The organism is Mycetocola sp. Y444 (assembly GCF_059445295.1).
Genome location: NZ_JCAIUB010000001.1, coordinates 1288893 through 1315039 on the forward strand (window position 1 = coordinate 1288893; position 26147 = coordinate 1315039).

Annotated in this window: 22 protein-coding genes and 1 pseudogene; 6 read left to right on the forward strand and 17 right to left on the reverse strand. The window is 62.6% G+C overall.

Going from position 1 to position 26147, the window contains the following annotated elements:
• Positions 1-56: 56 nt before the first annotated feature.
• Positions 57-908: a pyridoxal kinase PdxY gene (pdxY, locus tag AC1C2M_RS06160; protein WP_495433795.1), complete on the forward strand. Its 852-nt coding sequence runs from the start codon at positions 57-59 to the stop codon at positions 906-908.
• Positions 909-1045: 137 nt separating this feature from the next.
• On the opposite strand, the gene AC1C2M_RS06165 is transcribed toward pdxY, so the two are convergent.
• The 4 genes from AC1C2M_RS06165 to AC1C2M_RS06180 all read right to left on the reverse strand — a co-directional run bounded on the left by AC1C2M_RS06165 (position 1046) and on the right by AC1C2M_RS06180 (position 5515).
• On the reverse strand, positions 1046-2638 hold the full coding sequence (locus tag AC1C2M_RS06165) for an HD domain-containing phosphohydrolase (protein ID WP_495435587.1): 1593 nt from the start codon (positions 2636-2638) through the stop codon (positions 1046-1048).
• Positions 2639-2655: 17 nt separating this feature from the next.
• Positions 2656-3405, reverse strand: coding sequence for a hypothetical protein (locus AC1C2M_RS06170; RefSeq protein ID WP_495435588.1), 750 nt, complete (start codon positions 3403-3405; stop codon positions 2656-2658).
• Positions 3406-3830: 425 nt separating this feature from the next.
• Entirely contained in the window at positions 3831-4883 is a 1053-nt protein-coding gene (locus tag AC1C2M_RS06175) for an ABC transporter permease (RefSeq protein ID WP_495435589.1), read from the reverse strand.
• Between the two features lie 2 nt (positions 4884-4885).
• Positions 4886-5515: an ATP-binding cassette domain-containing protein gene (locus tag AC1C2M_RS06180; RefSeq protein ID WP_495435697.1), complete on the reverse strand. Its 630-nt coding sequence runs from the start codon at positions 5513-5515 to the stop codon at positions 4886-4888.
• Here AC1C2M_RS06180 and AC1C2M_RS06185 point away from each other — a divergent pair.
• Positions 5414-5836, forward strand: a complete 423-nt coding sequence (locus AC1C2M_RS06185) for a hypothetical protein (protein ID WP_483404990.1) — start codon at positions 5414-5416, stop codon at positions 5834-5836. The genes AC1C2M_RS06180 and AC1C2M_RS06185 overlap by 102 nt on opposite strands.
• Before the next feature lie 39 nt (positions 5837-5875).
• Here AC1C2M_RS06185 and AC1C2M_RS06190 read toward each other — a convergent pair.
• From AC1C2M_RS06190 to AC1C2M_RS06205, 4 genes and pseudogenes are all read right to left on the reverse strand, one after another.
• Positions 5876-6412 (reverse strand): annotated as a pseudogene (locus tag AC1C2M_RS06190) (ATP-binding cassette domain-containing protein); the annotation flags it as partial.
• A 49-nt stretch (positions 6413-6461) separates the two neighbouring features.
• Positions 6462-7505: a substrate-binding domain-containing protein gene (locus AC1C2M_RS06195; RefSeq protein ID WP_483403868.1), complete on the reverse strand. Its 1044-nt coding sequence runs from the start codon at positions 7503-7505 to the stop codon at positions 6462-6464.
• 231 nt (positions 7506-7736) lie between these two features.
• The gene (locus AC1C2M_RS06200; protein ID WP_495435590.1) at positions 7737-8687 is read right to left on the reverse strand and encodes an aldose 1-epimerase family protein; all 951 of its coding nucleotides are present in this window, start codon (positions 8685-8687) and stop codon (positions 7737-7739) included.
• A complete protein-coding gene (locus tag AC1C2M_RS06205; RefSeq protein ID WP_495435591.1) occupies positions 8684-11539 on the reverse strand; it encodes a DUF5107 domain-containing protein in 2856 nt (951 codons plus the stop codon). The genes AC1C2M_RS06200 and AC1C2M_RS06205 overlap by 4 nt, the downstream gene beginning before the upstream one ends.
• Positions 11540-11853: 314 nt before the next feature.
• Between AC1C2M_RS06205 and AC1C2M_RS06210 the strand changes: the two genes are divergently transcribed.
• The 3 genes from AC1C2M_RS06210 (at position 11854) to AC1C2M_RS06220 (ending at position 14256) form a co-directional block, all read left to right on the forward strand.
• Entirely contained in the window at positions 11854-12705 is an 852-nt protein-coding gene (locus tag AC1C2M_RS06210; protein WP_495435698.1) for an AraC family transcriptional regulator, read from the forward strand.
• A 353-nt stretch (positions 12706-13058) separates the two neighbouring features.
• Positions 13059-13259 carry a hypothetical protein gene (locus tag AC1C2M_RS06215; protein ID WP_495435592.1) on the forward strand — a complete coding sequence of 67 codons (201 nt, stop codon included), beginning with the start codon at positions 13059-13061 and terminating at the stop codon, positions 13257-13259.
• Between the two features lie 364 nt (positions 13260-13623).
• A complete protein-coding gene (locus AC1C2M_RS06220) occupies positions 13624-14256 on the forward strand; it encodes a hypothetical protein (RefSeq protein WP_483403863.1) in 633 nt (210 codons plus the stop codon).
• A gap of 1242 nt (positions 14257-15498) precedes the next feature.
• On the opposite strand, the gene AC1C2M_RS06225 is transcribed toward AC1C2M_RS06220, so the two are convergent.
• The 3 genes from AC1C2M_RS06225 to AC1C2M_RS06235 all read right to left on the reverse strand — a co-directional run bounded on the left by AC1C2M_RS06225 (position 15499) and on the right by AC1C2M_RS06235 (position 17879).
• Positions 15499-15933 carry a hypothetical protein gene (locus AC1C2M_RS06225; RefSeq protein ID WP_495435593.1) on the reverse strand — a complete coding sequence of 145 codons (435 nt, stop codon included), beginning with the start codon at positions 15931-15933 and terminating at the stop codon, positions 15499-15501.
• Between the two features lie 3 nt (positions 15934-15936).
• Entirely contained in the window at positions 15937-16431 is a 495-nt protein-coding gene (locus tag AC1C2M_RS06230; RefSeq protein WP_495435594.1) for a hypothetical protein, read from the reverse strand.
• 95 nt (positions 16432-16526) lie between these two features.
• Complete coding sequence (locus AC1C2M_RS06235; RefSeq protein ID WP_495435595.1) at positions 16527-17879, reverse strand: LuxR C-terminal-related transcriptional regulator; 1353 nt, start codon at positions 17877-17879, stop codon at positions 16527-16529.
• Between the two features lie 1006 nt (positions 17880-18885).
• On the opposite strand from AC1C2M_RS06235, the gene AC1C2M_RS06240 reads away from it, so the two are divergent.
• Positions 18886-19593 (forward strand): alpha/beta hydrolase, encoded by a 708-nt coding sequence (locus AC1C2M_RS06240; RefSeq protein WP_495435596.1) that lies wholly within the window; start codon positions 18886-18888, stop codon positions 19591-19593.
• Between the two features lie 664 nt (positions 19594-20257).
• Here the strand turns inward: AC1C2M_RS06240 and AC1C2M_RS06245 are convergent.
• The 6 genes from AC1C2M_RS06245 to AC1C2M_RS06270 form a co-directional block, all read right to left on the reverse strand.
• Positions 20258-20911 carry a cupin domain-containing protein gene (locus tag AC1C2M_RS06245; protein WP_495435597.1) on the reverse strand — a complete coding sequence of 218 codons (654 nt, stop codon included), beginning with the start codon at positions 20909-20911 and terminating at the stop codon, positions 20258-20260.
• A gap of 89 nt (positions 20912-21000) precedes the next feature.
• Entirely contained in the window at positions 21001-22404 is a 1404-nt protein-coding gene (locus AC1C2M_RS06250; protein WP_495435699.1) for an NAD-dependent succinate-semialdehyde dehydrogenase, read from the reverse strand.
• A complete protein-coding gene (gene otnC / locus AC1C2M_RS06255; protein WP_495435598.1) occupies positions 22401-23030 on the reverse strand; it encodes a 3-oxo-tetronate 4-phosphate decarboxylase in 630 nt (209 codons plus the stop codon). Before otnC ends, AC1C2M_RS06250 begins: the two co-directional genes overlap by 4 nt.
• Complete coding sequence (otnK, locus tag AC1C2M_RS06260; protein WP_495435599.1) at positions 23020-24306, reverse strand: 3-oxo-tetronate kinase; 1287 nt, start codon at positions 24304-24306, stop codon at positions 23020-23022. The genes otnC and otnK overlap by 11 nt, the downstream gene beginning before the upstream one ends.
• Positions 24303-24977, reverse strand: coding sequence for a hypothetical protein (locus tag AC1C2M_RS06265; RefSeq protein WP_495435600.1), 675 nt, complete (start codon positions 24975-24977; stop codon positions 24303-24305). The genes otnK and AC1C2M_RS06265 overlap by 4 nt, the downstream gene beginning before the upstream one ends.
• A 63-nt stretch (positions 24978-25040) precedes the next feature.
• Positions 25041-26123 (reverse strand): isocitrate/isopropylmalate dehydrogenase family protein, encoded by a 1083-nt coding sequence (locus tag AC1C2M_RS06270; RefSeq protein WP_495435601.1) that lies wholly within the window; start codon positions 26121-26123, stop codon positions 25041-25043.
• Between the last annotated feature and the right edge of the window lie 24 nt (positions 26124-26147).

Consider the following 26147-nt stretch of genomic DNA (forward strand, 5'->3'; position numbering starts at 1 on the left):
GGGACGCCCCGTACATATGGCTGATGTTGACGCGAAGTAGCGGCAGGATGGGTTCCGTGAAGATTCTCTCGATTCAGTCGGCTGTTGCCTACGGGCACGTCGGCAATTCGGCCGCCGTTTTTCCGCTCCAGCGAATCGGAGTGGAGGTGCTGCCTGTTTTTACGGTGAATTTCTCGAACCACACCGGTTACGGAGCGTGGCGCGGCTCCCTCATCGCGCCCGAGGAAGTGAAGGACGTGATCCTCGGCATCGAGGAGCGCGGCATCCTCCCGCAAATCGACCTCGTGCTCTCGGGGTACCAGGGCGGCACCGGCATCGGCGAGGTCATCATCGACGCGGTAGCGCGGGTGAAGGCGGCCAACCCCTCGGCGATCTACGCGTGTGACCCGGTGATGGGCAATGCGAAGTCCGGATGCTTCGTGGCCCCGGAGATTCCCGACCTGCTGCGCGACCGCGTCGTGCCCGTGGCCGACATCATCACGCCGAACCAGTTCGAGCTGGGTTATCTGACGGGAACAGAGCCGCTGACCCTCGCCGACACCCTCGACTCGGTCGACCTCGCTCGCGCGATGGGACCGTCGACCGTCCTCGTCACGAGCGTGGAACAGCCCGACCGCCCGGAGGGCACCATCGAAATGCTCGCCGTCGACGGTGAGGGCGCGTGGATCGTCCGCACTCCGCATCTACCGTTCAAGGCGAACGGATCTGGGGATGTGACGGCGGCGCTGTTCTCAGCGCACTATCGCGAGACCGGTAGCGCCGCCGTTGCTCTCGAACGCACCGCGTCGAGCGTGTTTGACCTGATCGAGCTCACCTACAAGTCGGGGCAACGCGAACTCCAGCTCATCGAGGCCCAGGAGTTCTACGCTCACCCGCGACTGCAGTTCGCCGCCACGCGCGTGCGGTAACTCCCCCGCACCTACCAGCGTCCCACTCCCGGAACCCCAACCGGTTCGGGCGAGGGAGCAGGCCGTCCAGCTCGCTGGTGGGATGTTATCGGCGCACGCAGTTGTTCGCATCCGAACAATGCGCTCGATGAGCACGTTCACGATCCTTTGTTCGTTTCGTTCGGCAGGGTCGCCAGACCGTGCTGGAGCGCGTACAGGCTGGCTCCGACCCGGTTGGTCGCTCCGATCTTCGTGTAGGTCCGCTCGACATGGTTGCGCACGGTCTTCTCGCTCAGGACCAGCTGGTCGGCTATCTTTCGATTGGAAAACCCACGGGAGACCAAGCCGAGGACCTCTCGTTCCCGGAGGGTGAGCAGGTCATCGCGTCGGACGGAAGGTGCTCGGTGCCCCGCAACACCAAGGACGGCATCCACGCTCTCTGGATCAAGTTCGCCGGAGCCGCTCCTGCTGCGCAGACGCGACATCGCCTGGTGGGGATCCATCGCCTCGCGGTAAGGCCGTGGCTCCAGCGCTGACTGATACGCCGCCGCTGCGGCGAGGATGCGTTCGCTGCGCCCGAGCATCGAACCCCCGATTCCGAGCGGGTACCCGGTGCCATCCAGGTGCTCGTGGTGCGCCCGGGCCACCACGCGGACGGCATTCAGCCCTGGGATCCGGTGCAGCACGCGTTCGGTGAGGTAAGGGTGCATACGCACGCGTTCCCACTCTGACGGGTTGAGCTCTCCGGGCTTGGACCACACCTGGTTCGAGATGCCTAGTCGACCAAGGTCATGCAGATGTCCTGCTCGGCGAAGCGTACGGACTTCGTCAGCGCTCAGGCCGAGCCGCTCACCGGCGCCGGCTGAAAGCGACGCCACGGCCCGTGAGTGGCCGAGCGCGAACGGGCACTTGAGGTCGGCGAAGTCGCCGATCACGCAGGCCAGTCGGTCGAACTCATCGTCGGTGAGCCGGAGCTCCTGGTCGGGCGCCTGTTCGAGCGCTTCTTTCCATGCGTCGCCACCTGGAACAGGAGTGAACAGTTCTTCCGGGGCCGCTAACACTGCATCGACGACGGCGGGGTCGAAATGGCCGCCGCGCCTGCTGTTGGCCATCGCGATCACCGCGTCGAGGCCATACATGCGATAGTGCACCTCGGCCACATCAGCGACCTGCGCGATTCTCATCTCGATGGGTATCTGGTCGCCGGAAGCTCCGGTCGGCAGTCCCGCACCGTCATACCGTTCGAAGGTGTAGGCGAGCGAGCTCGCCACGTTCGTCGGCAGACCGATGTGACGGGCAAGCGCCGCCGCTGACGTGCAGTGCGAGTGGATCAACGCGGCGAGCTGGCCGCGGGCGTCCCGGAAGAGAGTGCCCATCACTTTCAGCCGCTGCGGCAGCGGTTCCCCCTTGGCGATGTTGTCGAGAAGGAACCACAGATACGGCATTCCGGACCAGTCGACGAGGTATGCCTCGCGTCGGACCGCGATGTCGTCGCCGAACCACCGGGCGTACTCCTGGGAATCCGCGTGGCACCCGATCCACATCACCAGCGTGGCGTAGTAGACGGTGCCCCGCTGCTCAGGGTTCAGGCCGAGCCGGTCGGCCAGCCTGCAGGCGATCGTCGCGGAGCGGAGCATGTGCTCGGAGGGCTGGCCCAGACCAAGGTCGATCGCGACGGAGGGCCAGCCAGCACCTCGACCCGTCTCGGCAGGACCTCGCCGCTGTGGCTTCCGGGACCGTTCATGATTCATCGTACGTCCGCGCCCCCTCATGCCGTCTGGTCGCTTCTCACCCCATCGGTCTCACGCCGTCGTGCATTCAGGTGGGCAGGTGCGGTGAACCGGGCCCGGCCGACGAAGAACAACCCGCGCTGAGGTAGCCAGAAGTCTCCGAGACGTGCCTGTTCGTCCAGAGGGCCCATGCTGCCGAGTTCGGTTCCGTCGAGCGTGGCGTCGCCGCCGACCACGCGCCACACCTGGAGCGGGGCGGCTTTGAATTCCTGGCCGTTCGGCGTGCGCCCGCGCAGCCTGATCCGACCCGACCGCAGGGCACCGCCGGCTATCGGGCCCATTGAGGCGAGCACCGGATCGCTGTTCCAGGACCGCTGCGGCATCCGTTCGCTCATCGCCGTCATCGCCCGCGTGGCCGGCGTTGCCTCGAGCATCAACCGCCACGAGAGCCGGGCACCCATGGTGATGTCGGCACACCAGTCGTCCCGCCAGGTCACCCCGATCTCGGGAACCCGCTCGACAGCCGTCACCGATCCGAAGTACCGGGGACAGCTGACGTCCGGGTCGGCCGTGGTGAAGATGGTCCAGCGGCCCGCTGGATCTCGATGCCAGATTGCCCGGTATGCCGTGCCGAGTGAGCTGGCGAGCATGTCGCGAAGGACGAGGTAATGCCCACCTGAGTACGGCACACCCATCGCGCCGTACCCGGTGAAACGCTCATCCGTCCCTCGGACCAGTTCGGGGTTTATCTCAGTGCTGGTCACCGCTTGTCGTGGAGTGATAGTCATGACCCCAGTCTCGGTCGAGGACCTCGATCGGGGCATGAGGCATCGGCCTCAAGTTGTGAAGCGCAGACCTTGGCTGCCGCCGGACTTGTTACGCAAGCGGTCTCGCGAACGGCCTGTTGATCCGGCTAACAGGGTCGGGCCGGGTCGAGACGAGGTGGTGTGAGCCAGGATTTGAACCTGCGCTCTTTGAAGGTTCAAAGCCGTTCTGGACCATCACCGGAAGCGACCGGAACTCGCGGATTCCGTTGCGTTTTCAGTTTTGGTGCGGGCCCGGGGCGGCGGGTCGAAGCTACCACCGTCGAACTTTAATAATTCTGTGACCCATGCAGGTCAGTATTCTGCGGCAGTCGTGCACTGCAGGAAGTTAAGTCGTGTGCCTCTGTGGTTCCGTTCGAGGGGCGAGAGTGCCGTTCGCGCAACGGACATCAACCAGGTATTCCGATTCTGCGCTCCCCCGACCTGAGCTGCTGGATAACTACTGCGACAACGAGCAGAGTCCCTTGAGCGACGTTCTGCCAGAACGTGTTCACGCCGAGCAACGTCATTCCGTTGGTGAGCACCCCAAGCAGAATCACGGCGAGGATCGTACCCGCGATCGCGCCCTTGCCACCCTTCAGAGCTGCACCGCCAAGCGCCGCAGCGGTGATTGCCTGAAGCTCCAAGCCTTCCGATCCCGAAATCGGTTGGCCCGAGCCCGTTCGAGCAGTGATGAGGATGCCAGCGATTGCCGCAACCGCGCCCGTGATCATGTAAACGCCGATGATGTACCGATTGATATTGATGCCACCGAGGCGGGATGCGATGTTATTACCGCCGACCGCGTAGATGTTGCGGCCGATGGTGGTGTATCGGAGCACAACGTGGGCGAGTAACGCGATGAGAACAAGGACCCAGATCAGGACGGGAGCACCGAGGAACGTTCCGCGAGCAAGGAAGACGAAAAACGGGTCAGCCCCGGTATATCCCTGCGCCCGACCATCTGAAATGAGCTGCGCGACCCCTTTGAACGCTGCAAGGGTTGCCAGGGTGGCGATGACAGGATTGACGCGCCCGAATACGATGATGCACCCGTTGATAAGACCACACAAAACGCCAATGGCGATGGCTCCAAGCGCGCCAAGCGTGGCCGAACTCGTCGCGGTGAAAATCATGGCGGACGTCACAGATGTCAGGCCCGCAATCGAGCCAACCGAGATGTCCAGGGCGCCGAGGATAATGACGATCGTCTGAACGACGGCGAGCAAGCCGACGATGGCGATCGCGGTTCCAATTACCTTCAGGTTCGGCACTGTGAAGAACAGAGGATTTTGGAGTCCGATGACTGCCACAACGAGTGCGATCGCGAAAATGAGCGAGATGTTTTGCACGCCAAGAGCACTGATGATTCGTTTGAGCGGCGACGCCGTGTCGACCTTTGTCGGTGGAGTGCGGGGCCCAGTCGCGGGTGCTGGGTCTTCCCTTTGTGTAGTGGCGGTCATTCTCAGACTCCTTCGTCCATGGCAAGTGCCAATATTCGTTCTTCTGTTGCCTCAGCCCGCGGGAGTTCGCCCGCAATGCGGCCCTTGGCCATGATGTAGATGCGATCGGAGACCCCGAGAACCTCGGGCAGCTCACTCGAGACGACGATCACAGCGACTCCCTGATGCGCGAGTTCGTCGATGATCCCGTAGATCTCCGACTTCGCCCCAACGTCGATGCCTCGAGTGGGTTCGTCGAGCAGGAGCACTTTCGGTGAGGTGGCGAGCCACCGGGCTAGAACGACTTTCTGCTGGTTGCCACCAGAAAGGTTGCTGACGATCTCATCAGCGGACGGAGTCCGAATCCGAAGTCTCGTGATGAAGTCCTGGGCGAGGATGCGCTCCGCTCGCGTGTTCACGAAGAACCACCGCGATAGCGATCGGAGAACCACGAGAGCCGCATTGTCCCGCACGGATCGCTGAAGGAGCAGCGCCTCGGCTTTTCGCTCCTCCGGTGCGAACCCGATCCCGGCACGAATGCTATCTGAGGGTTGCGAAATTCGCGTCACCCGGCCGGAGATGGCTATCTCGCCCGTATCGGTCCTGTAATCGCCGGCGATGGTTTTCATCAGCTCGCTCCGGCCGGCACCCACGAGCCCAGCGATGCCAACGACCTCGCCGGCCCGGACCTGCAGATCGATCCCCTCCACGAATTCATTGCCGACGTTGTGCAGCTGAAGAACCACATCACCGAGAGGGGCAGGGTCACGGTGAAAAAATTGGGTGATATCCCGACCAACCATCATCCGAACCAGTTCCTCGTGATCGGTCTCAGCAACTGCCTTCGTTCCGACGAACTCCCCGTCACGGAGCACGGTGATTTGGTCGGCCAGTTGAAAAATCTCGCCCATCCGGTGGGAGACGTAAGCTATTGCAACTCCATCCGCTTGGAGTTGCCGGATGAGAGCGAATAGCAAGCTCACCTCGTCATCTCCCAGGGATGAGGTCGGCTCGTCAAAGCAGATAATTCGTGGTCGACTGACTACCGCGCGCATGATTTCTACGAGCTGGCGCTGTGCCGGGGAGAGGTCTGACCCGAGCATGTCGGCACGAACGGCGCGGTCGAATCCCCACTTCGCCAGCTCGTCTCGTGTGCGATGCACGAGTGATCGCCGATTGTAGATCAGCGATCCCAGATTGCCGATATGGATGTTTTCGGCCACGGACACGGATTCCACAATCTCTGGCTCCTGCGCAATGACTCGGAGGCCAGCCGCGCGGGAATCTGTGGGGTCTGAGAATTGAACGGAATGTCCGTCAATTTCGAGCACACCTTCGTCCGGTCGGAGGTCACCGTTGAGGATCTTGAGGAGCGTAGATTTTCCAGCTCCATTCTCGCCCATCAGCGCAGTTACTTGTCCAGCTCGCAACTCCACTTCGACCCCTCGCAGTGCGCGAACTGGCCCAAAGCTCTTCTTGATACCTGTGGCGCGCAGTGCGATTGGTTGGTGTTGCACAGCTTTGTCCCATCTTCGTTGTCGGGTTCGCATGTGGCGGGGGTGGGACCGACCGAAACGTCGATTCCACCCCGCCTCTTGACTAGGTGCAGATCACGCCTTCGGCTTCCCAGTTGCTTGCATCGACGATCTCGGTGTTGGCGATCGAGACCGGCGGAAGCGGAGTGCCGTTGCGCAGCAGATCAATCATCGAGTTCGCCGCAGCCTTGCCGACCTCGATGCCCGAAATGAACAGGGCTGCCTTATTGCCAGTGTCCTGGCCAGCCTTCCAGTCCTTGCAGGTGAGGTAGGCACCGAGGCCGACACCAATGATTTCCGCGGGGGCGACTCCCGAGTTTTGTAGCGCTGTCACGACGCCCGTCTCGCTTTCGTCGTTGCAACCCCAGACAACCCAGTGCTTCACGCCAGCGTTTGCGGTGATGGTGGCTCCAGCCTTGTCCTGGGCATCTGTGGCGGAGTTGTCCGTTCCTATGTTGATGATCTCAGGAGCGTCCGGAACGGCTTCGGCGAATGCGCTCGCTGCGCCTTCGACGCGTTGCTGGCACACGGAAAGATCTTCCTTGTAGGCCGAAAGAATGCGCGTGTCCGCCGCTGCCCACCCTGCTTCCGTGTAGAGGCGGGCGGCTTCGGCGCCGACCTTCTCTCCCATCGAGGTTCCGTCAAATCCGGAGAAAGGTGCGGCTTCGCCAGAGCTGTCTTCGATGGTGTCATCAGCGGCCATAATCGGGATGCCTGCGTCATCGGCCATCTGAATCACCTGCGGTCCGATTTGCTGGTCCGGGACTACGATGATGATGCCATCGACCTTCTGAGCGATAGCCGCTTCTACCTCAGATATTGCTTTGTTCGAGTCGGTGCCGAGATCCACGACGTTGATCTTCACGTCACCCGCCGCTTCGGCCGCTTCCTTGGCGCCGTTCGCCTCGTCGATGAAGTATTGCTGGTCCCCCTGCTTCTGCAAGAAAGCGATCGTCAGCTGTCCCTCCTTTGGTCCGCTAGCGGGCTCGTTTGCCGCCCCGGTCTCCATTCCGGTTGTACAAGCGCTCAACGCTACGACCGTGAAAGAGGCGATCACGACCGCCATCGTTAGTGTGTGCCCGGTCTTGCGTGCTGCATGGATCTTCATCCGCATTCCTTATCTTCGTTGATCTGACGGCCGCAGGCCGGAGGGATGTTCGCTTTCCAGAGCTAAGGACCGAATCCCGACATCTTGAAGGGAGGTTCTGCCCATGTTGTCCTCACCTGTGAACGTGAGCACACTGCCAAATTACGGGCACCGGGGCCCAAATTCGAGGACAATCAACCGGTGCACATGGACGATCCCACGATGATACTCATGTCCGACTGAGGTTGCCGCTCAACGCCCGGTCCCCAAATGGAGGGCACCGAGTGTCCATTCGATGTGGGTGGACGCGCCTGGACGGAGTACTCGGAGGCCGCGGCCACTGTTGAACGCGTCCGGTGGGCAAGACATAGGCTCTATCGCCAAGCTGTTCCGGAACTCTCCTGGTGCGGCAAAGTCCGCGGTGTAAATTTGGATCCAGTCAACACTCCTGTCGCAGACGACATGGACACCACGGTCTGCGCTGGCAACTCGCACATGACAGTTCCCGTCGCTGCCGCGCTGGAGCGACGTGAAGGCGTGGTTAATGACGGTGTCATTGATTTTTCGTGGGGCGCGGAAGTCAAGCGCCCCGTCATTATGCGCCTGAACCTGCGCAGACCTAATCGGGAGCAGTCGATCGTTGGACATAGCGACGACCTCACCCGCCGGCAGTTCCAAGGTCCAGTCCTGGATGGCGTTCACCGCGGACGAGGCAGCAAGAACGTACGGGTGGCCGCCGAGGCCTACGGGCGCATTGGAGGAGCTGTAGTTCGTCGCTGTGATCCGTTGGCGCAAGCCCGCGGGGCCAAGTTCGAAATCCACGCCGACCCGGATTCGCCATGGGTAACCGACCTGAGGTGCGATGGTCGCTTGCAATTCCAACGTATTTTCGGAATGGCGGATCGGAGTGAACGATAACCAAGAAACGAGACCATGTGCTGCGTTTCCCCTTTCAGGTTCATTGATCGGAAGCTGGTGCTCAACTCCGTCGAAGGCGTAGCGGCCGTCCGCGAGCCGGTTCGGCCAAGGAGCGAGAACGGCTCCGCGCATCGCTGGCCGGATTTCCTCGGCCCCGAATGGAGCGATGAGGTCCTGTCCGGATTCGGCCAGCGAGCGTAGGGTCGCCCCCACGCTTGCCACCCACGCCTCGTAGGATCCGAACTTGAGTCGGTACTGTTCGCCCGAGTTCGGGATGGCGGTCACTCCGAATCATTCTCCCGGGAGAACAGAAGCAGTTCAGGAAGGCTCGTGGCGAAGTAGTCGGTTACCCCGTCATCGCGCACGGCACTCGGGGCGTCGTAGCGCGGCCGTTGCTCGCCAAGATTCGCTGGCGGGTCGGTTCGAGGACGGCCAAGTGCGATGATCGCCGCGTCCCAGGCTGCCAAGGCTCGGCCCTCCCCACCTTCCCAAGGATGGAACGGTCGACTGGTTAGTATGTCGAACGCTTCGGCGGCGCGCCCGGCGTGAGTGAGGAGCTCGACGTATTCGATCGTCAGATCGTCTCGGGTGAGGACGATCTCCCGCACTGGATCGAGTCGAGCGAGACGCTCGTCTCGCTTCTGGCCCAGTCGGGTAGCTAGCTGGTCCTGTTCGTAACGCAGTCGCGCGTCATCTGGGGCAATTGCGACGGCGGTCTCGTATCGCCGCCAGGCCGTCTTATCGTCGGCCGCGATGTTGTATGCGCCCAGCGCGGCGTTTCGATACAGGACGGGGTTTCGCAGACCGAGGTCGATTGCTGACTCCCACAGCTGAAGTGCTTCGCGCCGCCGCCCGTGTGCGTATAAAAGCATGCCGAGCAGATGCCTCGCCACTGCATCGTCCGCGTCTGCGGCCATTGCGGCGACGAGGGCGTCGTGTGCATCTAAACCAGACGGGAACGCCCATTTTAGATCGGCCGTTTGAGCGGCCCTACGGTGCTCGGCGGCATGCTCGGCAGAGCCAGCCGCGTCAAGCAGGGCGGCTGCCACATAATGCGCGATGGGGCATACATTGCCTGCGGCTCTGATAGGCGCGGCAACGACAGCGTCGATGACGGAGAGCGCCATCGCTGTTTCACCTGTGTGCGCTAGATCGAGCGCGACGTCGAGCAAGATGCCGGGGTCCGAACTCGTATGATCGTTGGCCAACGCGCGGAGGGTGGCGTCGAGTGGGTCGGCTCTGAGTGCTTCGCGAACGACGATGTCGGCATCATCCAGCCGTCCGGTTCGCCGATGGAGTATTGCACGCAGTGCGATTCGACGGCTGTCATGTCCAACGACCCCGTCGAGAGTGTCTAAGACGCGGAGGGCAGCCCGGTTCAGTCCCCGCTTACTGAGGCTTCGGGCAAGTTCGAAGCCAGCGCCTGGTGCCCAGGTGCCATCCCAGCCTGCCTTACCGAAAGCCTGTTCCGCTTCGATCGCGCGGCCCAGGCGCTGAAGAGTGAGGCCTTTGAGATAGAACGCTTCCGCATCGATAGGGTTGGCGTTACGACGGGTCAGCCGCGCCAGCGCGATGTCGATGTGGGCAAGAGCCTCGGTGTAGCGGCCGGCGCGGTAGTGCCTATCGGCGAGGGCGATGTTCGTGCGGGCGTCTCCGGGATCCCGGGCGATGGCCGCATTCCAATAGCTCAGCGGAGACCGCGTCGGGTGCCGGTACTGCTGCAGATGCATGCCGGTGAGATAGAGCTCTTCGACGGTGTCGATATCAGCGGGCAGCGCCGGTTCTGTTGCGACCGATGGTTCGACGTCACCCGACTGGTCGGCGGGAGACCACCGGACGAGGAGTCGACTCTCTTCGTCACGTAGCTCAGCGGAGAGCTCGCCGTTGCCCGTGGGGGCCGCTTCGCTTTCGATGACTGCGGGCACCCCGGGGAGGAGGTCTCGCACGCTTGTAGCAAACTCCACGCCGTTCCGAAGGAGGCTGAGGCGCGCCCCGGGGGCTGGAGCCGTGACTGCGAACGTAGCGCGCATAGAACCGTGGCTTTCGACGTGCACGGCGGCATCCGGGGTGGCCTGGTGAACCGCGCCAATCGCGGGAATGGGGTACCAGTATTGAGTGAAGATTTTCGTCTCGCCAGGTAGCAGCCAGGTGAAGTCAGGTTGATTATCCGTGTAGACGCCGGCCATCAGTTCCACGTACGCGCCGTCGCCGTCGGTGAGTTGTGCGTCCCAGGCGTGCCCGAAGGGTGCGTCACCCCAGGTCCACAACTTTTTTCCGGGCGACACCCGTCGCTCCGCCCAGTGGACGAATCCCGCTCCGGCGGCGTGGTCGTAACCCCCGAAGAAGTCCTGGTTCGAGTCGATGATCATGTAGGAAGTCGGCACGGGGATGTTGCGGTACAGGTCGATTCGGTTGGCGCCAGGGGTCTGCTTCTCGAGAGCGGGATAGTCCACGCCGTAATAGGGACGGTCAGCTTCAGGGAACGCAGTGATGGCGCGACGCGCGTGGTCGGCCACATAATGCACGTCCTCCGGAAAAAAAGATTGGTAGTCGTCATGCGCAAGGGCAGCTACGTTCGCCCACCAAAGAAACGTTTGTCTTTCACTCGTGCGGTTGTGCAGTCGAACGGCAAGTTCGACGACGGAGCTATCCGGACGAAGCCGGATACCGTGCTGCGCCTGCATACGCACGAAAGGATCGTGGTCCGAACACCAGACCGTCACCGATCCGTCGTCACCGTGTTCGATATGCGTCTCCACTGGAAGGTATGTGGCTGGTCGGTGGTGTTGCGGCCAGTTGAATTCGACACCCCCACTGATCCAGGGTCCGGCTAGCCCGACGAGGGCCGGCTTGATGACGTTGTTCCGATAGAAGAAGTCGTAGCCTGTTGTCTTGTCGTATCCGATATGGATACGGCCACCCAGTTCAGGAAGAATGACGAGGCGCACGTATTGGTTCTCGAGGTGGACCGCTTGCCACTCTCGCTCGGCACCTTGGTCCGCCACTGATTCAGTGAAGGGGATCGGGTAGACCTTTCCGCTGGAGCCCTGGTAGACGCGGTGGTCGAAGTACATGGGGTACTCGCTCGGCTCACCGGCTTCGTAGGTGCGGATCGTCAGCGGCTCGCTCCAAGCCACAGCGCCACCTGCATCGATTTGATCCTGCAGTGGCGCCGGGGCATCCGGCAAACTAATCAGGGCAGGGGCCTCCCCGGCCGGAAACGGGCTGGTTCTAGAAGCCACAGGAGTTAGGCCTTCCGCCCCCTTTTCACGCTGTTCGACAGGCATCGTTGACCTCGTTCTCATTCTGGGGACTCGTGCTGACCGCAGCGGCCGGCACGGACAGCTCGCGTATCCGTTATCGACGCTAGAAGGGCCGGAACGCGTTGTGTATGGTGTGAACGAGGAAGAACATGGACGAAACAGCGATTCCGCAGGAACCCCACTACCGCATGGAAGGGTTCACCAACCAGCGGCTCTGCGTTGTACCGCGCCCGCAAGTTGCCGCCGCCCTCGCGCAAGCGGGGACGCGACGACTTCTTGTTACCGATGCGGGATACTTCCCTTCCGCAGAAGGACACGGTCGCGCGCGGCCAAAAGGTACCCCAGAAACGATCGTCATTCTCTGCACTGCCGGCAGTGGCGTCGTGACACTCCGGGGTCAACCACATGCGCTGACACCGGGGGCATGCATCGTGATTCCAGCAGGCGTGCCCCACCAGTATGTGACATCGGCAGATAACCCATGGACTATCTGGTGGCTGCACGTTCGAGGCAACGATGTAGCCGACCTAATTGAGCTTCCTACCTCGCAGGAACGACCGGTCCTTCGCCTGCGCTCACTCGACCGAGTCGTCTCACTCTTCGACGAACTCGTAAGTCTTCTCGAACGTCGCCTCTCACCTGCCCACCTTCTGGCAGCATCTGGTGTCGCGTGGCATCTGCTTGCCCGCATCATCGCCGACAGCATCCTTCCTGCCGACGGCTCGCCACTGGAACGAGCGATGCGGTACCTCGAAGCTCGCATTGACGGCACTATTCAAGTCAAGGAACTCGCCGCTTTGGTCGGTATGTCACCATCGCACCTAAGCGCGCAGTTCCGCGAAGCGACCGGGAGTGGGCCCAACGCGTTTCACACGTCGCTCAAGATGTCGCGCGCCCGTGGCCTGCTCGACACCACGACACTGCCAGTCGCCGAAGTCGCCCTCGGGGTGGGATACACCGATCCTCTCTACTTCTCGCGTCATTTCCGTCGCATCCATGGAATGAGCCCGACAAAGTACCGGGCGCAGCACAAAGGCTGATTCAGCGTCGAATGCGAAGATGCTCCCAACTGGCCGGTTCAGATGCTATCCAGTCGGTGTTCCTCGACATGATCCGTCGGTGCTGGCGTGGGGGATGCACGCGTCGACCCAGCGCAATGATCAGCAAGGAGGTGACGGAGCCGGTTCGGCGTCAGGCAGGAGAACGGCTCCCCCAGCCATCCGCAAACCCAAGGCAAAATTGAACGCTACCCGAAAGCGGGACCACAACTCCGCTCAAGCCACGAACGCTGGCGCGTTCGTTACGACAACGTCAACTCCGGCGGCACAATCACAGTCCGCTACGCCGGCAAACTCCGCACCTCGGCATCGGTCGGGCCCATAAGAACAGGCCAGTGATTCTGCTCGTGAACGGCCCGCAAACCATAATCACCACCCGCAGCACCGGAGAAATCCTCGCCGAGCACACCATCGACCCCGAAAGGAACTACCAGCACAGAAATGACGAAAACCCCCTCCCGAAGGAGAGAGTTTCTGTCAGGAATGTCTCCATACATCTGTCAAGGATGTCCCGACACATCACAGTGGTCGGCTGACAGGAATTGAACCTGCGACCCTTAGTTTCAACGTAACTCGGGTTTTACGGAGAACCCGAAAACCGGAGCACTTGGTCAATTCGGCCCAGATGGAATTGAATCTGATGACTAAATGACGACCATTCACCCCGATTTGGCGGCACTCAATCTCCGAGCCAGACAGCAGCCACCAATCCTGCGCCTGGACTGATGGCTAGTTTTCGATGAGCCAACTACAAGCGGAGGGTTCCGCCCAGAGGGATTCTCTTGCGCGTTCTACTGTGTCCGGTCGATGATGGTGAAAGATAGGCGGATCGGCGATACCCTTCCGACGGAGACATGCGCAAACTCTGACTGAACCGCACGACGATGAGCGGAGACACCCATGAATGACGACGGCCGATTCTCGCCTGAGATTGCCGAAGCGGTCGAGGATGCGATTTTGCGATTGGAAAGTGCGACCGCCATCCCTTTCAACGAGATGCTCCTGGGTTTGGAAGAGCCTCAGACGTTCGGCGTCGCACTCCACCCCCTCGGCGGACTACAGGTTAGTGTGGCTGCGTCCGGACCGGAGGTGTTCCTCCTCATGGCGACGAACGGCATTCCGACGGTCAACTCAGTCATGTTCGTCAGGGACGAGATCCCCAACGACGCGTCCGGATTCACCCTCGCAGTCGTGGCGGTGGACACCGCATTCCGGATCTGTCTGCAGGGGATGCTCGGCACCGGCGACTGGCCGACCACGGAGGCGTTCCTTGAGGCAGTGAGACCCGAAGGCGGTCCGCCGATCGAGGTTGAAGACGCGTGGAAACGCACAGACGAAGCCGCACTCACCTACCTGGGACAGATCGATATCAACCCCCCTATCCTGCAGAAAGTGATTCTGACAGGCGAGGTTCGGGAGCTCTTCGATCAATATTTCCGCGCTCGTCCAAACCCTGAATGGGAGGAAGCCTACGCAAGTTATCTGCACTCAGCTAACGAGGCGCCCGATTACGTTCGCGGAGAAGAGAGCTAATCGAGGACTCGCGCGTAAGCGGAGCGCCAAACTGGAACGTCGAAAGCCTTGGCCTCAAGCATCCGACCAGTCACGGTCACCGAACATCGCCGTATGCACTGCAGGCCCGAGGTCAAGCTGGCGACCGGTCTGACGGGCTGTGCGGTGCCGCTGCTTCGCCTCGATCAATGGTGACTCCAAATCTGACACGCACGCCGAAGCCCCGACCCGGCAATCAGCCCGCGAGGCGGGCCAACGACCTGTCTTGTATCGGGTTCAGCCGCCCCAAACTAGGGGTGAAAATTTGCTCGCCGTTGGCAGGACTTTCTGCTTTTGTCAACCAACTAAGATCTGAGCACGGATCACGCTCACCTCGGCTCGCCGCAGCCGACAACGGCTCAGGCATCAGCTGGCAGTACTTCTCGGACGGTTCGCGATCCTCCCCGACGGTCATGAGCGCCCGAGCGTCAAGTCGGCGGCGGACGCGGACGGGGAGACGGATGGCGCGGTAGGCGCAGACGGATGGCGCGGCAGACGCAGACGGATGGCGCGGCAGACGCAGGCCGCCGAGGATCGCGCCGATCGCGTTGGTGACCAGGTCGCTTGAGTCACAGGCCCTCCCCAGTGACGAGCACGAGCGCCTGCACACTGTCTCGATCGCCGCGGACGCCGCCACGGTCACGAGCACCGCCACAACGGGCGGGCGCCACTCAATACCGACCAGGAAGGCTATCGGCACAAACAAGCAGAATGTTGGCGGTCGACTCGACCGCGGTGGGTGCGAAATACGGCACCTGCACCGCACACGTCATCCCTGGGCTCGGATCGCCATCCGGGTACAACGTCAGTGCCGCCACGACGAAAGCTGCAGCCACAAGCAGTGCTCGCGTGTGATGCGGCTTCCTCACCAGCCACGCTCCGACGAACTACGCGACCATGAAGACGGCGATCAGCACGGAGAACGCGATCCAAGGCATACGGATGAGCGAACTTTAAAGCACATCGCGTGCCGTAGTGCACCGGTAAGGCGCGCTCTTCACCCGCCGCCATGGGCACAGCGGTGTTAGGGCACCGAATGGTGTGCAGATACCGACCTCTAGCGCATCACGCCTGATTGGAGACGGCGATGAAGTCGACGCTTTACAGCGGGTTGGGTTATCGTCGTGGATGCTCATACCCAAGAGGTTTCCCTGACGATCCCAGAACGTTTGGAAGGGACCGAGGATGCTGCGGGCGAAGGCCGCCACGCTATGAGCGCCACGCTCATTCAGGCTGCTGAATGAGGGCCTCGTCCATCGATCCACCGAATTGTTCCCATTCGACGTTCCCGATAGTGCCGCCGAGCAGACAGAACGACCATGACTTGCCATCGGGATACATGTCGTCATCGGGGATCGGATTGGGATCATGTTCAGGGATGACGATCCACCACTTCCCGTCGGGACGATGCTCCACCTGGTCGAGGTCGAGAGTCCGCGACTTTGGCAAGCCACCGAACGGGCTTTTCTCGATGGTCCGTGCCGCGCAGAGGGCGAGCGCGTCGACGTTCTCGATCGGGTCAGACGGAGAACGGGGCGCAACAGACGGCGTGGCCGTCGCGGTCACCGTGACGCTGGGGCCCGGCACTTCGGCGGCGGTGCAACCCGCCAGAATGAACGCCGCAACAAGCGCGGCAGCAATCGATCGAAGTTGCGCCATGTTTCAATTCCCTGTCGGGCAGACGGGAGGCTGCGGGTTTGAGGCGTCGAACGGCTCGATCGCGCTGAGGGCAGAGAGGTCGTCGACAGGTTTCGAGCCCGAGCAGTATCCGCCCGCGATCCAGGTGACATCCATAATCGTTCCCTCGAGTGCGCAGCGCCCCCACGATTCGGTCCCCAGCCCGGGGTAGTCCGCAGCCACCGGCGACGTGTCGGTTCGTTTGAACAAGACATACCAGCCGGAGGAATCGGTGGGCTCGACGGTCGCCTCGGCGAAAGGAGTGAAGCTGGAGGAGTAGCTCCCATCCATCGGGGGGCTATAGATTCGCGCTGCGCACAGCGCGTAAGCGTCGAGCGCGTCGATGCGTGATTCGGGCCCGCGGACTTCAGGCGATGCGGTCGCCGTAACCGTCACGGTCGGTCCGGGAACCGCTGCCACCGCACAGCCGCTGAGGAACAGCACCAAAGCGCCGAGCGCCACTCCCTCGATGAACCGCACTGATCTCCCCTTGCGTTGTTGTGCACATCGTATACAGGGAGGGACCGGGCGGCAGCCTCCCCAAACGGGTGTACTACACGAGAGCGACGTTCGCCTCACTCCGAGGGCGAGCGCCCGGCGCCGGCATCCGTGCTCTCCGACAGCGCATCGCGCAGCTGCGCGCGGGTCGTAATCCCGAGCTTGGGAAAGATCTTGTAAAGGTGACCTCCGACGGTGCGTGGCGACAAGTACAAGCGCGCGGCGATCTCTTTATTCGATCGGCCTTCCGCGGCCAGCTCCGCGATCCGTGTCTCCTGTTCGGTCAGGTCAGCAACGCGCACGGCGATCTCTCTCTGGCACGCGCGAAGCTCGCGCTGCACCCGATCCAGCCACGCGCCAGCCTGCACACTCTCCAGATCGAACTGAACGCGAAGTAGGTGGCGGCGCGCTTCGGCCGTACGGCGTTTGCGCCGCAACTGCTCGGCGTAAACCAGCCGCAGGCGGGCGGCTTCGTACACGAAGGGAAGGGATTCCGCGCGCAACAACAGCTCTTCCGTGGGCGCCAAGGTCGTTCGCGCCGCGATGATCGCGTCGCATGCAGCCACCACGAAATCCGCGCGTTCCGAACGCAAGCGTTGTAACCCTCGACGAAACTGATCCACTCGCGAGACGGCCTGCATGTCCTCTTTCACTATCAGTGCGTAGTCAACGAAGTCGAACAACTCCATCGGTCCGCACGGTCCGGTCGTGAGATTGAGAAGGTCGGTCTGCCGGGTGGATAGAAGTGCGATCGCTTGGTCGTAATTGCCCTGCGGGCCTTCGATCATGACGACTGCGGAGTCCACTATCGCCCGCAATCGATGCGAGCGATGCAGGACCGGCTCCGCCAGAATACGGTCCACGCGCTGTCGTGCCGCCGTCGCATCCCCCTGGAACGCTTCGGCGAACGCGTACGTCGCCTCGGTGGCAATCCGCAGGACCGGCATGGGGACGATATCGGTCGCCTCGAGCGCGACCGTCACCGTCGCCTCAAGTTCCGTCCAGTGCTGAATGTGGGAAAGCATGAGCGAAAGGTGAGTCGCTTCGGTTGCCCGCACGAGTCGGTTGCCGACACGTCTGGCGAGCCTGTGGCTGGGCGCCACTGAATTCATCAAGCGCATATTCCGCAGTGCATCCAGGATCATCGCCACGCAACCGGCGATCTGCGACCAGCCCCGCCCATCGCTTGCAGCCGTGTAGTCGAGATGGGGCCGGACCGGGGCGTTGAGGGAGCTGATCGAGGCCGCGACGGCGGCGACGTGCGGGTGCAGGACCGGAACAGAGGTGCACGCCTGGAGGAAGTCCTCCCATGCGGCTCCGTTTGCGCCGACCAAGTTGACCAGCGCGAAGACCGCGAGGGCTTCCCCGGCGTCTTCGGAACCAAGGGAATCGTTTCGCAACCGACCGAGAATCGTCGCAACCGCGGCCACCGGGTCGCTCTCGAGGAGCGCTTGCCGGAGAGCCCGAGCGGGGGCGCTCTCGCGGAGGAGCACTCGGGTGTCAGTAGCGGTGAAACGCTCCAAAACCCGCTCTGCGACCCGGAAGTCGCCGTCGCACGCCGCGATATTCGTCGCAGCGGCGGCGAACCCGGCCGCTGCCTCCAGCGTTGAAGCCGAGGAGGCTGCGCTGACGAGACAGTGCACCGCCCACGAGGGCCGGTCTGCCCGCGCGAAAAACTCGCTGGCAGCGACCAGGTCGGGTGCCTCGACGTGCTCCTCGGCGAAAAGCAGGTGGAGGGCCCCACCGTGGGGTGCCGGATGCTCAGAGAAGCACACGCCGCCAGCGATCAGGTGGTCGTCCGAGTCAGCTGCGGCCAGGACCACCAGCCGGTGAAGATCCGAGATCCACGAAATGCGCCCGCGCTCGGCTATCTCAACGAACCGGGTCGCTGCGACAGCATCCGGTTGAATAGCCGAGGCTCCACCGCCCTGAAGGGCGAACGCGAGCAAACGCCCTCGCAGGTCAGGGGCCATCGAGCGAAACTCGGGGACGAGCGCCATACCCTCAAAGGTCAGGTCGCTGATCCGCGGGAGAATCCCGAACCAATGGTCCGAACGGCTAACGCGTTCGACCACTCCCGCTGGCATCGACGCGGCCCCGTACAACTCTTCGAGGTGTCGCAGAACGAGAGCGGACAACCGAGGCGCGTCGCTCTGCGAATACGGCCCGGTAACCATAGTCGATGATATGAGCAACCCTCACCTCAGCGCACGGGGGCGTTCCCCAACGTATGGAGTTTGCGGTCCCCCATCCCGCAGTCCGCCGGACCTCCGACGACCTGCCGATGACTCGAGCGAGTCAATTGACTCTTCGAAACAGGAAACACGGCGTCAGACCATCGATTCGTGGGGCTCGCCAACCTCACCGGGTCAACATCCGCTTACCCAACTCAAGCTCTCGCCGGTCTCATCCGACGAGCAACCGAAAGGAACCGAAATGAACACCAACCAGGAAGTAAAGAACGTCGTTCTGGTTCACGGCGCATTCGCCGACGGATCAGGGTGGCGTGGCGTGTATGACAACCTGACCGGTCGCGGCTATCGCGTCTCAATCGTGCAGAACCCCCTCACCTCTTTGGAAGAAGACGTCGCCGCCACCACCAGAGTTCTGGATCTGCAGGAGGGCCCGACCATCCTTGTCGGGCATTCGTGGGGCGGCACCGTCATAACTGCGGCAGGAGTGCATCGCAACGTGGCCGGGCTGGTGTACGTATCCGCGCTGGCACCAGACTCCGGCGAGAACACGGCGAAGCAGTACCAGGGCTTCGCTGAGACGCCCAAGTTTGTGATCGATGTCGGCGATGACGGATTCGGCTTCCTCAACCACGACACGTTCAAGGTTGGTTTTGCGGCGGATGCCAGCGATGACGACGCCGCATTCCTCCGTGACTCGCAGGTACCCATCAATATGTCGGCTTTCTCGACCCCGGTCGAGCATGCCGCTTGGCATGACAAGCCGTCCTGGGCCGTCATCGCCACCGAGGACAATTCCTTCGATCAGGCGATGTTGCTGCACATGGCTACGCGCGCCGGGGCCGAGGTCACTCGGGTGTCGGCCAGCCATGCTGTGTTCATGACTCAGTCCGGGGTCGTCTCAGACGTGATCGACGCTGCCGCACGGGACTCTCTCGCCCGCGAACGGTGAGCACACCGTCCGCGGACCGCCCGGCCGGCTCGCGTCTCTCGCGCGGGTCGGCCTCTACCATCATTAAGGATGACCACACGTCAGGCATCGGCCCCTTCGCGATGCGTGAGAAGTTGCGTATTCATCTCGACAAGGTGAGTAGCCCGCCCCCGGGCGATCGATGACAACACGTCAGCGTCTCGGACAGCAAGAAGTCCCGGAAACACTCGAGCTTCCCGGACCTCGTGGTCGTGCTGACAGAATTTGAACCTGCGACCCCTTGTAAGGAAATAACCTAAACTCGGGATTTGCCGAAAATCTCTGGAAACTGGCGGATTCCCTTGTGTTTACAGGGAACCGGGCGGTTCGCTGAGTCCAATTGTACTCGACAACTTTGGGTCGAATGGAATCGAATCTGATGACTAAATGATGACCCTCGAACCCCTTTTGGCGGCACTCAGAGCCTCGCAACGGATTCTTCCCACACCCCGCCGCTGGTCATCGAGCACGGCTGTGCTGGATAGCGGCCTGGGTGTGATCTGCATCACGAGGGAACTCAAACAGGGAGGGGCTTGGGGGTCAATCAGAATCGGCACCGGCACTCGCTGGATCCGCGGGTGTGGGAGAAGCCCCTGCCGTGATCGAAAAAAGCCTGATGGGGCTGCCTCTGATAGCGGCACCGGAATCAGAATGCCGTCAGCACGTTCGTGAGGTGCTCCACCTTCGGTGGCCCTGCGAGGTGGTCGCCGATGAGTTCGCGCCACGCGATGAAGGACGGCGATTCCCGGAACGTGATCATGTGATCGTTGATGCTCTCCCATCCAACGGTGAGGCGATACCGCTGCGGGAATTCTTCAGAACGTTCGAGCGTGAGGGTTCGTGAGCCGTGCGCCTGCTGAAAGAGCGGAACTGCCTTGCTGACCGCGGCTTCAAAAGCGGATTCATGCCCAGGTTTCACTTCGATCTCAGCCAGTTCCTTCACCATCCTGATCGGAGCGATGCTGCTGATGCTTGCCTGTTCGTCGTCGATGCGACCGGTCTCTCCGGTTTCGATCATGGTGCGCGTCGAGTCGATGGATCCATAGGTCCAAAAGATTTTCATCTCCTCGGTGTCCGAAGGGTTCTCGAAATGGTGCGGGATGTTCGCCGGAACGAACGTCGTGTCGAAGACGCGGAGCTCGGTGCGTTCGCCGTCGATGTCAACGATCGCGGAGCCTTTGATGATCATCACTGATTCGGCGACGTTGTGGGTGTGATGGCCGATCGCGGCACCTGGCTCGAAGGACGTGATGCCGTTGAGGTACGTGGTTGCACCTCGTGTCGCGGTGACCAACGGCACCGTCCGGGCTCCAGCTCCCCGTTCTTTGAATGGAAGTTCGTCGGGCCGGAAGACGGATGATTTTTGGTTGGCTCTTTCAGCGGGAGACTTCATTTTCCAGGTCCAATCCACACGGTCTTGATATTGACGAATTCTCTGATGCCGTATTCTCCGAGTTCTCGGCCATACCCGGACTTCTTGATCCCACCGAATGGGAGTCGCGGGTCAGAGGCGACCTGACCGTTGACGAAGACGGCACCCGCATCTATCTGCGGGATCATCTCTCTCGCAACAGCCAAATTGGAGGTCCAGATAGTCGCTGCGAGGCCGAACTCGCTACGGTTCGCCAGGTCGATTGCCTCCTCAACGTTCGCGACGCGGGTAATACTCGCTACCGGGCCGAAGGTCTCCTCGTTGAAGGCGGCCGCGTCAGGGCTCACGTGATCGAGGATCGTCGGTGGGTAGAAGAATCCGCGCCCCTCGGTCGGCCGACCACCGAGGAGTACTGTTGCTCCGCCCGCGACGGTCCGCTCCACTTGGTCGTGGAGAGCGTCCCGCAGGTTTGCCCTCGCCATCGGCCCGATCGAGGTGGATTCGTCGAGCGGGTCGCCGAGCGTAAGTGCGGCCGCCTTCTGTACGAAGAGGGCAACGAATTCGTCCGCCACACTCTCCTCGATGAGGAAGCGCTTCGCATTGACGCAGCTCTGGCCGTTCGCCGTGAACCGCGACTTCACAGCCGTTGTCGCTGCGGCGTCGAGGTCGGCGTCAGCCAGCACTATGAACGGGTCTGAGCCGCCGAGTTCGAGGACCTGCTTCTTCAGCGCCGCACCAGCCTGCGCCGCGACGATTGCTCCCACCTGAGTTGAGCCGGTCAGCGTAACTGCGGCGATCCGGTCGTCCTCGATGATCGCTTGGACGTCGCCAGAGTTGATTAGCAGAGATGCGAACAGGCCGTCTGGTCCGCCAGCGTCATGGAAGATTTCCTCCACCAGCCGGGCACACTCGGGCACGTTAGCCGCGTGCTTGAGGATCGCTCCGTTCCCCGCCGCAAGTGCTGGCGCGGCAAACCGGAAGAACTGCCAGAACGGGTAGTTCCACGGCATAATCGCGAGCACCACGCCGAGCGGCTCGAACGTGACACCGCTCTCGGTGGCATCGGACGGGATCTCTCCGAAGGAGAGATACTGCGCGGCATGAGTGGCATAGTGTTCGAGGGTCACCGCCGACTTCTCGATCTCACCCCGCGACTCGGCGATCGGTTTGCCCATTTCACGCGTGATCGCTTGCGCGAAGCGTTCGCTGTCGCCCCGGAGGACCTCGGCCATCCGGGCGAGGAGGGGCATGCGTTCCTGGATGGGTGTCCGACGCCACTGTCGCTGCGTGGAGACGGCACGCTCGAGTGCGGCATCGACCTCTTCATTGGTGTGGAGTGGGAACTGCGCGAGCTGTTCCCCCGTTGCCGGGTTGATTGAGTAGAACATCGACGTCCTTTCGCGGAGCCAAATTGGAGTCAGGGAGCGGCGAGCAGGTCGATCTGGGCCTGGTTCAGCGGTCGGACGTCTCTGCCGTGAAGCAGGAGGAACAGTTTGGCCGTCTCTTCAAGCTCTTCGAGTGCATCCATCGCGGCGCTGAGGGTGGTACCGGCCACGACGGGTCCATGATTCGAGAGCAGCAGCGCGCGGCTGGTATGGGCGATGCTCTCTGCGAGCGGGCCGAGGGTGTCGTCGCCGGGTGCGTGGTAGGGCAGCAGCGGCAGTCGGCCGATTCGCATGGCGAAGTACGCGGTGAGCGGAGGGATGGCATTCTCGGGGTCGAGTCCGGCGAGGCAGGACACGGCAGCGCTGTGGGTGGAGTGCGTGTGCACGACGGCCGTGTCTCCCGGACGGGCGCGGAGCACAGCGGCGTGGAGGAAGGCTTCCTTTGACGGCTGGGCGCCGTCCACATGTGCTCCGGTGGCGTCGATGACGGAGAGTTCGTCGGCCTCGACTGTGCCGAGACTGCTTCCGGTGGGGGTCACGTAAATCCGTTCCCCGTCGCGCACGCTGATGTTGCCCGTGCTGCCGTGGGTGAGGTTTCGGTTGAACAGTGAGCGCGCAGCGCTCACGATGTCTCGTCGCACCTTGGTTTCGTTACTGTTCACGGCTGGCTCCCTGTCGTTTTCCGGCGTGTAATGCTGTCAAAAGAAGTTCGGGAGGGCCAAAGTTTCCCGACTTGAGCAGCAGGGCTCGTTGCGGCTCCCCCACGGTGAATATCCACGGCACACCCGGTGCGGCCTCAACTCCAAGGGTTCCCCCTCCGACTTTGAGCGCTGAGACAACCGCGCCCGATGTCTCACCTCCGGCAACCACGAGCCGGCGAACATCGCGAGCGACGAGCCCTTGCGCGATCATCGCCATGGCACCCTCGAGGATTTCCGACGCCCGGGTCACCCCGAGTGCGTCCTGGGTCGCCCGAAGCTCATCAGCTGGTAGCGAAGAGTAGATGAGCGCGGGTTCGGAGTCGGGCAACTGATCGAACCAGCCGAGCGCCTTCTCGGCGAGCGTCTCGGCGTTCGGCGACGCGACAGCATCCAGCCGGTGCGACGGATGCCTGCCCTGCACCTCCGCTATCTGCTCAAGTGTGCGCGCGGAACAACTGCCAGCGAGCACGACGGCGCGGACGTCGCCCACGAGGTCTGCTTCGGCCGAATCGCCGATGCCAAGGATGCCGCCGCGGCGCGCGATTGCGGCGCCGAGGGCACCGGCCATTCCCGCCCCGCCGGTGACGAGGGGGGCGTCGAGGACGGCTTTGCCGATCGCTGCCAGATCGGCATCCGACACAGCGTCGACGACGGCGTAACGCTCCCCCGCGCGCCCCGCGTCGGCAAGGCCCTCGGCAATTGCACCGGCACCCCGTTGCACCGTCCGATGGTCGAGGAGCGTGACTGGCCGACTGGTCTGGGATTGCAGCACACGCGGGATGAACGAGTCCTTCATCGGGGTGAGGGGGTGATGCCGCATCGGGGACTCGCTCAGCAGTTGTGTCCCGACGAAGAGGTTGCCCATGAACTGGCGGCGATCATGTCCGGGCGAACTCGGAACCACCACGGTGACCAGTGCGTCGGCGAAATCCGCGAGAGCATCCGCGACCGGGCCGATGTTCCCCCGAGGTGTGGAATCGAAGGTGGAGCAGTACTTGAAGAAGAGCTGGGTGGCACCGCGGGCCCGCAGCCACGCGGCAGCCTCCAAGGACTGACGCACCGCGTCCGCCGCGGGGATCGTCCTGGATTTGAGCGAGATGACCACAGCATCAGTGGCGGGCAGGGCGAGATCGGCGCCCGGGAGGCCGAATAACACGACCGTGCGAAGACCCGAACGGCGGAACGCGACGGCGACGTCGGTGCCTCCCGTGAAGTCGTCAGCGATGGCCCCGATCACTGTTCAGCTCCGCCCACCCGAGCGCGGAGCGATTGAGCCGCCATCTGCGGACCCGCGAGGACGGGAAGCTTCGTCAGCTCGGCGAGGCGTGTCGTCGCCGGGGCAAGCGAGTACTGCCCCAGCAGAACCGCGTCGACGGCAGGCGCCTGCCGGACGGCATCCGCGAGAGCATGGGCGAGTGCCTCGACGTCCCCCGTCCGGGCCGCGGCAAACGCAGTAGGTGCCTCGACGCCGTGAACGGTGATGCTGGCACCGTTGCGTTCGCTGTATTCCGTGAAGCGGGCGACCGAGTCGGCGAGGGGCGCGCTCGCTGACGACACGAGCGCAATCGAGGTGTAGCCGGCAGTCGCGGCTGCCTCAAACGCGGCCTCGTCCGCCGTCTGAGCGGGTACGTCTATGTCGGCAGATTGCAGGGCGTTGCCGTACATCGAGCAAGTCAGGAGGACTCCATCAGCCCCCTCCAAAACAGCGTGGCGGATGAGCCGGTGCATCCGTTCGGCAAGCTCAGGCGTGAGACCGCCCGCTGTGTCGGCAGCCTGCAACAAACGGTCGTCGAGGATGTTCCACAGCTCCGCTTCGGGGAACAGCGCGGCAAATGCCTCCTTCACCGGGGGAATGGCGACCGGGGTGGCGCTGATGAGGGCAATCAGGGGTGTTCGTGTGCTGCTCATAATGTTTGTCTCCAGAGTGGGTGACGGTGCGCGGGCGAATGGACCGCCCGCGCACCCGATGGGTCAGACGCGTGCGACTGCCCTCACCACGGCGTCGGTGAATTCGCTCGTGCTGGCGGTTCCGCCCATATCGGGCGTGACTGTTCCCTCACTCACCGTGAGTTCGACGGCAGCTTCGACCTTCGCCGCCGCAGCAGCAATGCCGTCGTCGTCGAATTTCTCACCGAGCCAGCGAAGAACCATGGCTGATGACAAGATCATCGCGATCGGGTTCGCGATGTTTTTGCCCGCGATGTCTGGGGCGCTCCCGTGGGACGCCTGCGCCATGGCGTGGGTGTCGGAAGAGTTGAGCGACGGGGCGATCCCGAGTGATCCCGCCACTTCGCCAGCGAGGTCGGAGAGGATGTCACCGAACATGTTCTCGGTGACGATCACGTCGAACTTGTCGGCGCGTCGGACCAGGTGAACGGTTACTGCGTCGATGTGGAAGTCGTTAACAGTGACCTCGGGGTACTCCTTGGCCACATCGAGGCAGACATCCCGGAACAGTCCGGTCGTCATCTTGAGGACGTTGGCTTTGTGAACGATTGTCACGCGCTTGTCCCGTGTCATCGCGAGGCGGAACGCTGAGTGAGCAATACGTGTCGTCGCGGCCCGGGTGATAATGCCGTGCATGATGGCGACGTCGGGGGTCGGCATCATTTCGCCGGTGCCGGCAAAGGTGTTGCGATCGGCGTAGAAGCCTTCAGTGTTTTCGCGGACGATGACCAGGTCCGTGTTTTCGACGATGGCGTTGCCGCGCGGGAACGCTTTCGCGGGGCGGATGTTCGCGAACAGTTGGAAGTGCTTGCGGATCGTACCTGAAGGATTCAGTTCGGACTTGTGGGGTTCCGGGTAGCTCGCGCTGTCGTGAGGGCCCAACAGCCAGGCGTCGACGTCTGCGAGAGCGTCGAGGGTGGAGTCGGGCACGGCCGTTCCGTGGGTGCTGATAGCGGAACGACCGAGCGGCAGTTCGGTCCAGTCGATCGCCGGCGCGCCGACGGCGTTGACGGCAGCGTCCAGAATCGCGACGGACGCCGGCACAATCTCCGGGCCGATACCGTCTCCGTTGAGAACGGCGAGGCGGTACTTCTTGTCAATGCTCACAGTGTGTCTTCTTTCTTTCTGTGC

Coding starts and splice junctions, on each gene's coding strand:
- AC1C2M_RS06165 (WP_495435587.1), bottom strand. CDS start 2,638: ATGAATCATGAACGGTCCCGGAAGCCACAGCGGCGAGGTCCTGCCGAG.
- AC1C2M_RS06170 (WP_495435588.1), bottom strand. CDS start 3,405: ATGACTATCACTCCACGACAAGCGGTGACCAGCACTGAGATAAACCCC.
- AC1C2M_RS06175 (WP_495435589.1), bottom strand. CDS start 4,883: ATGACCGCCACTACACAAAGGGAAGACCCAGCACCCGCGACTGGGCCC.
- AC1C2M_RS06195 (WP_483403868.1), bottom strand. CDS start 7,505: ATGAAGATCCATGCAGCACGCAAGACCGGGCACACACTAACGATGGCG.
- AC1C2M_RS06210 (WP_495435698.1), top strand. CDS start 11,854: ATGGAAGGGTTCACCAACCAGCGGCTCTGCGTTGTACCGCGCCCGCAA.
- AC1C2M_RS06220 (WP_483403863.1), top strand. CDS start 13,624: ATGAATGACGACGGCCGATTCTCGCCTGAGATTGCCGAAGCGGTCGAG.
- AC1C2M_RS06225 (WP_495435593.1), bottom strand. CDS start 15,933: ATGGCGCAACTTCGATCGATTGCTGCCGCGCTTGTTGCGGCGTTCATT.
- AC1C2M_RS06240 (WP_495435596.1), top strand. CDS start 18,886: ATGAACACCAACCAGGAAGTAAAGAACGTCGTTCTGGTTCACGGCGCA.
- AC1C2M_RS06265 (WP_495435600.1), bottom strand. CDS start 24,977: ATGAGCAGCACACGAACACCCCTGATTGCCCTCATCAGCGCCACCCCG.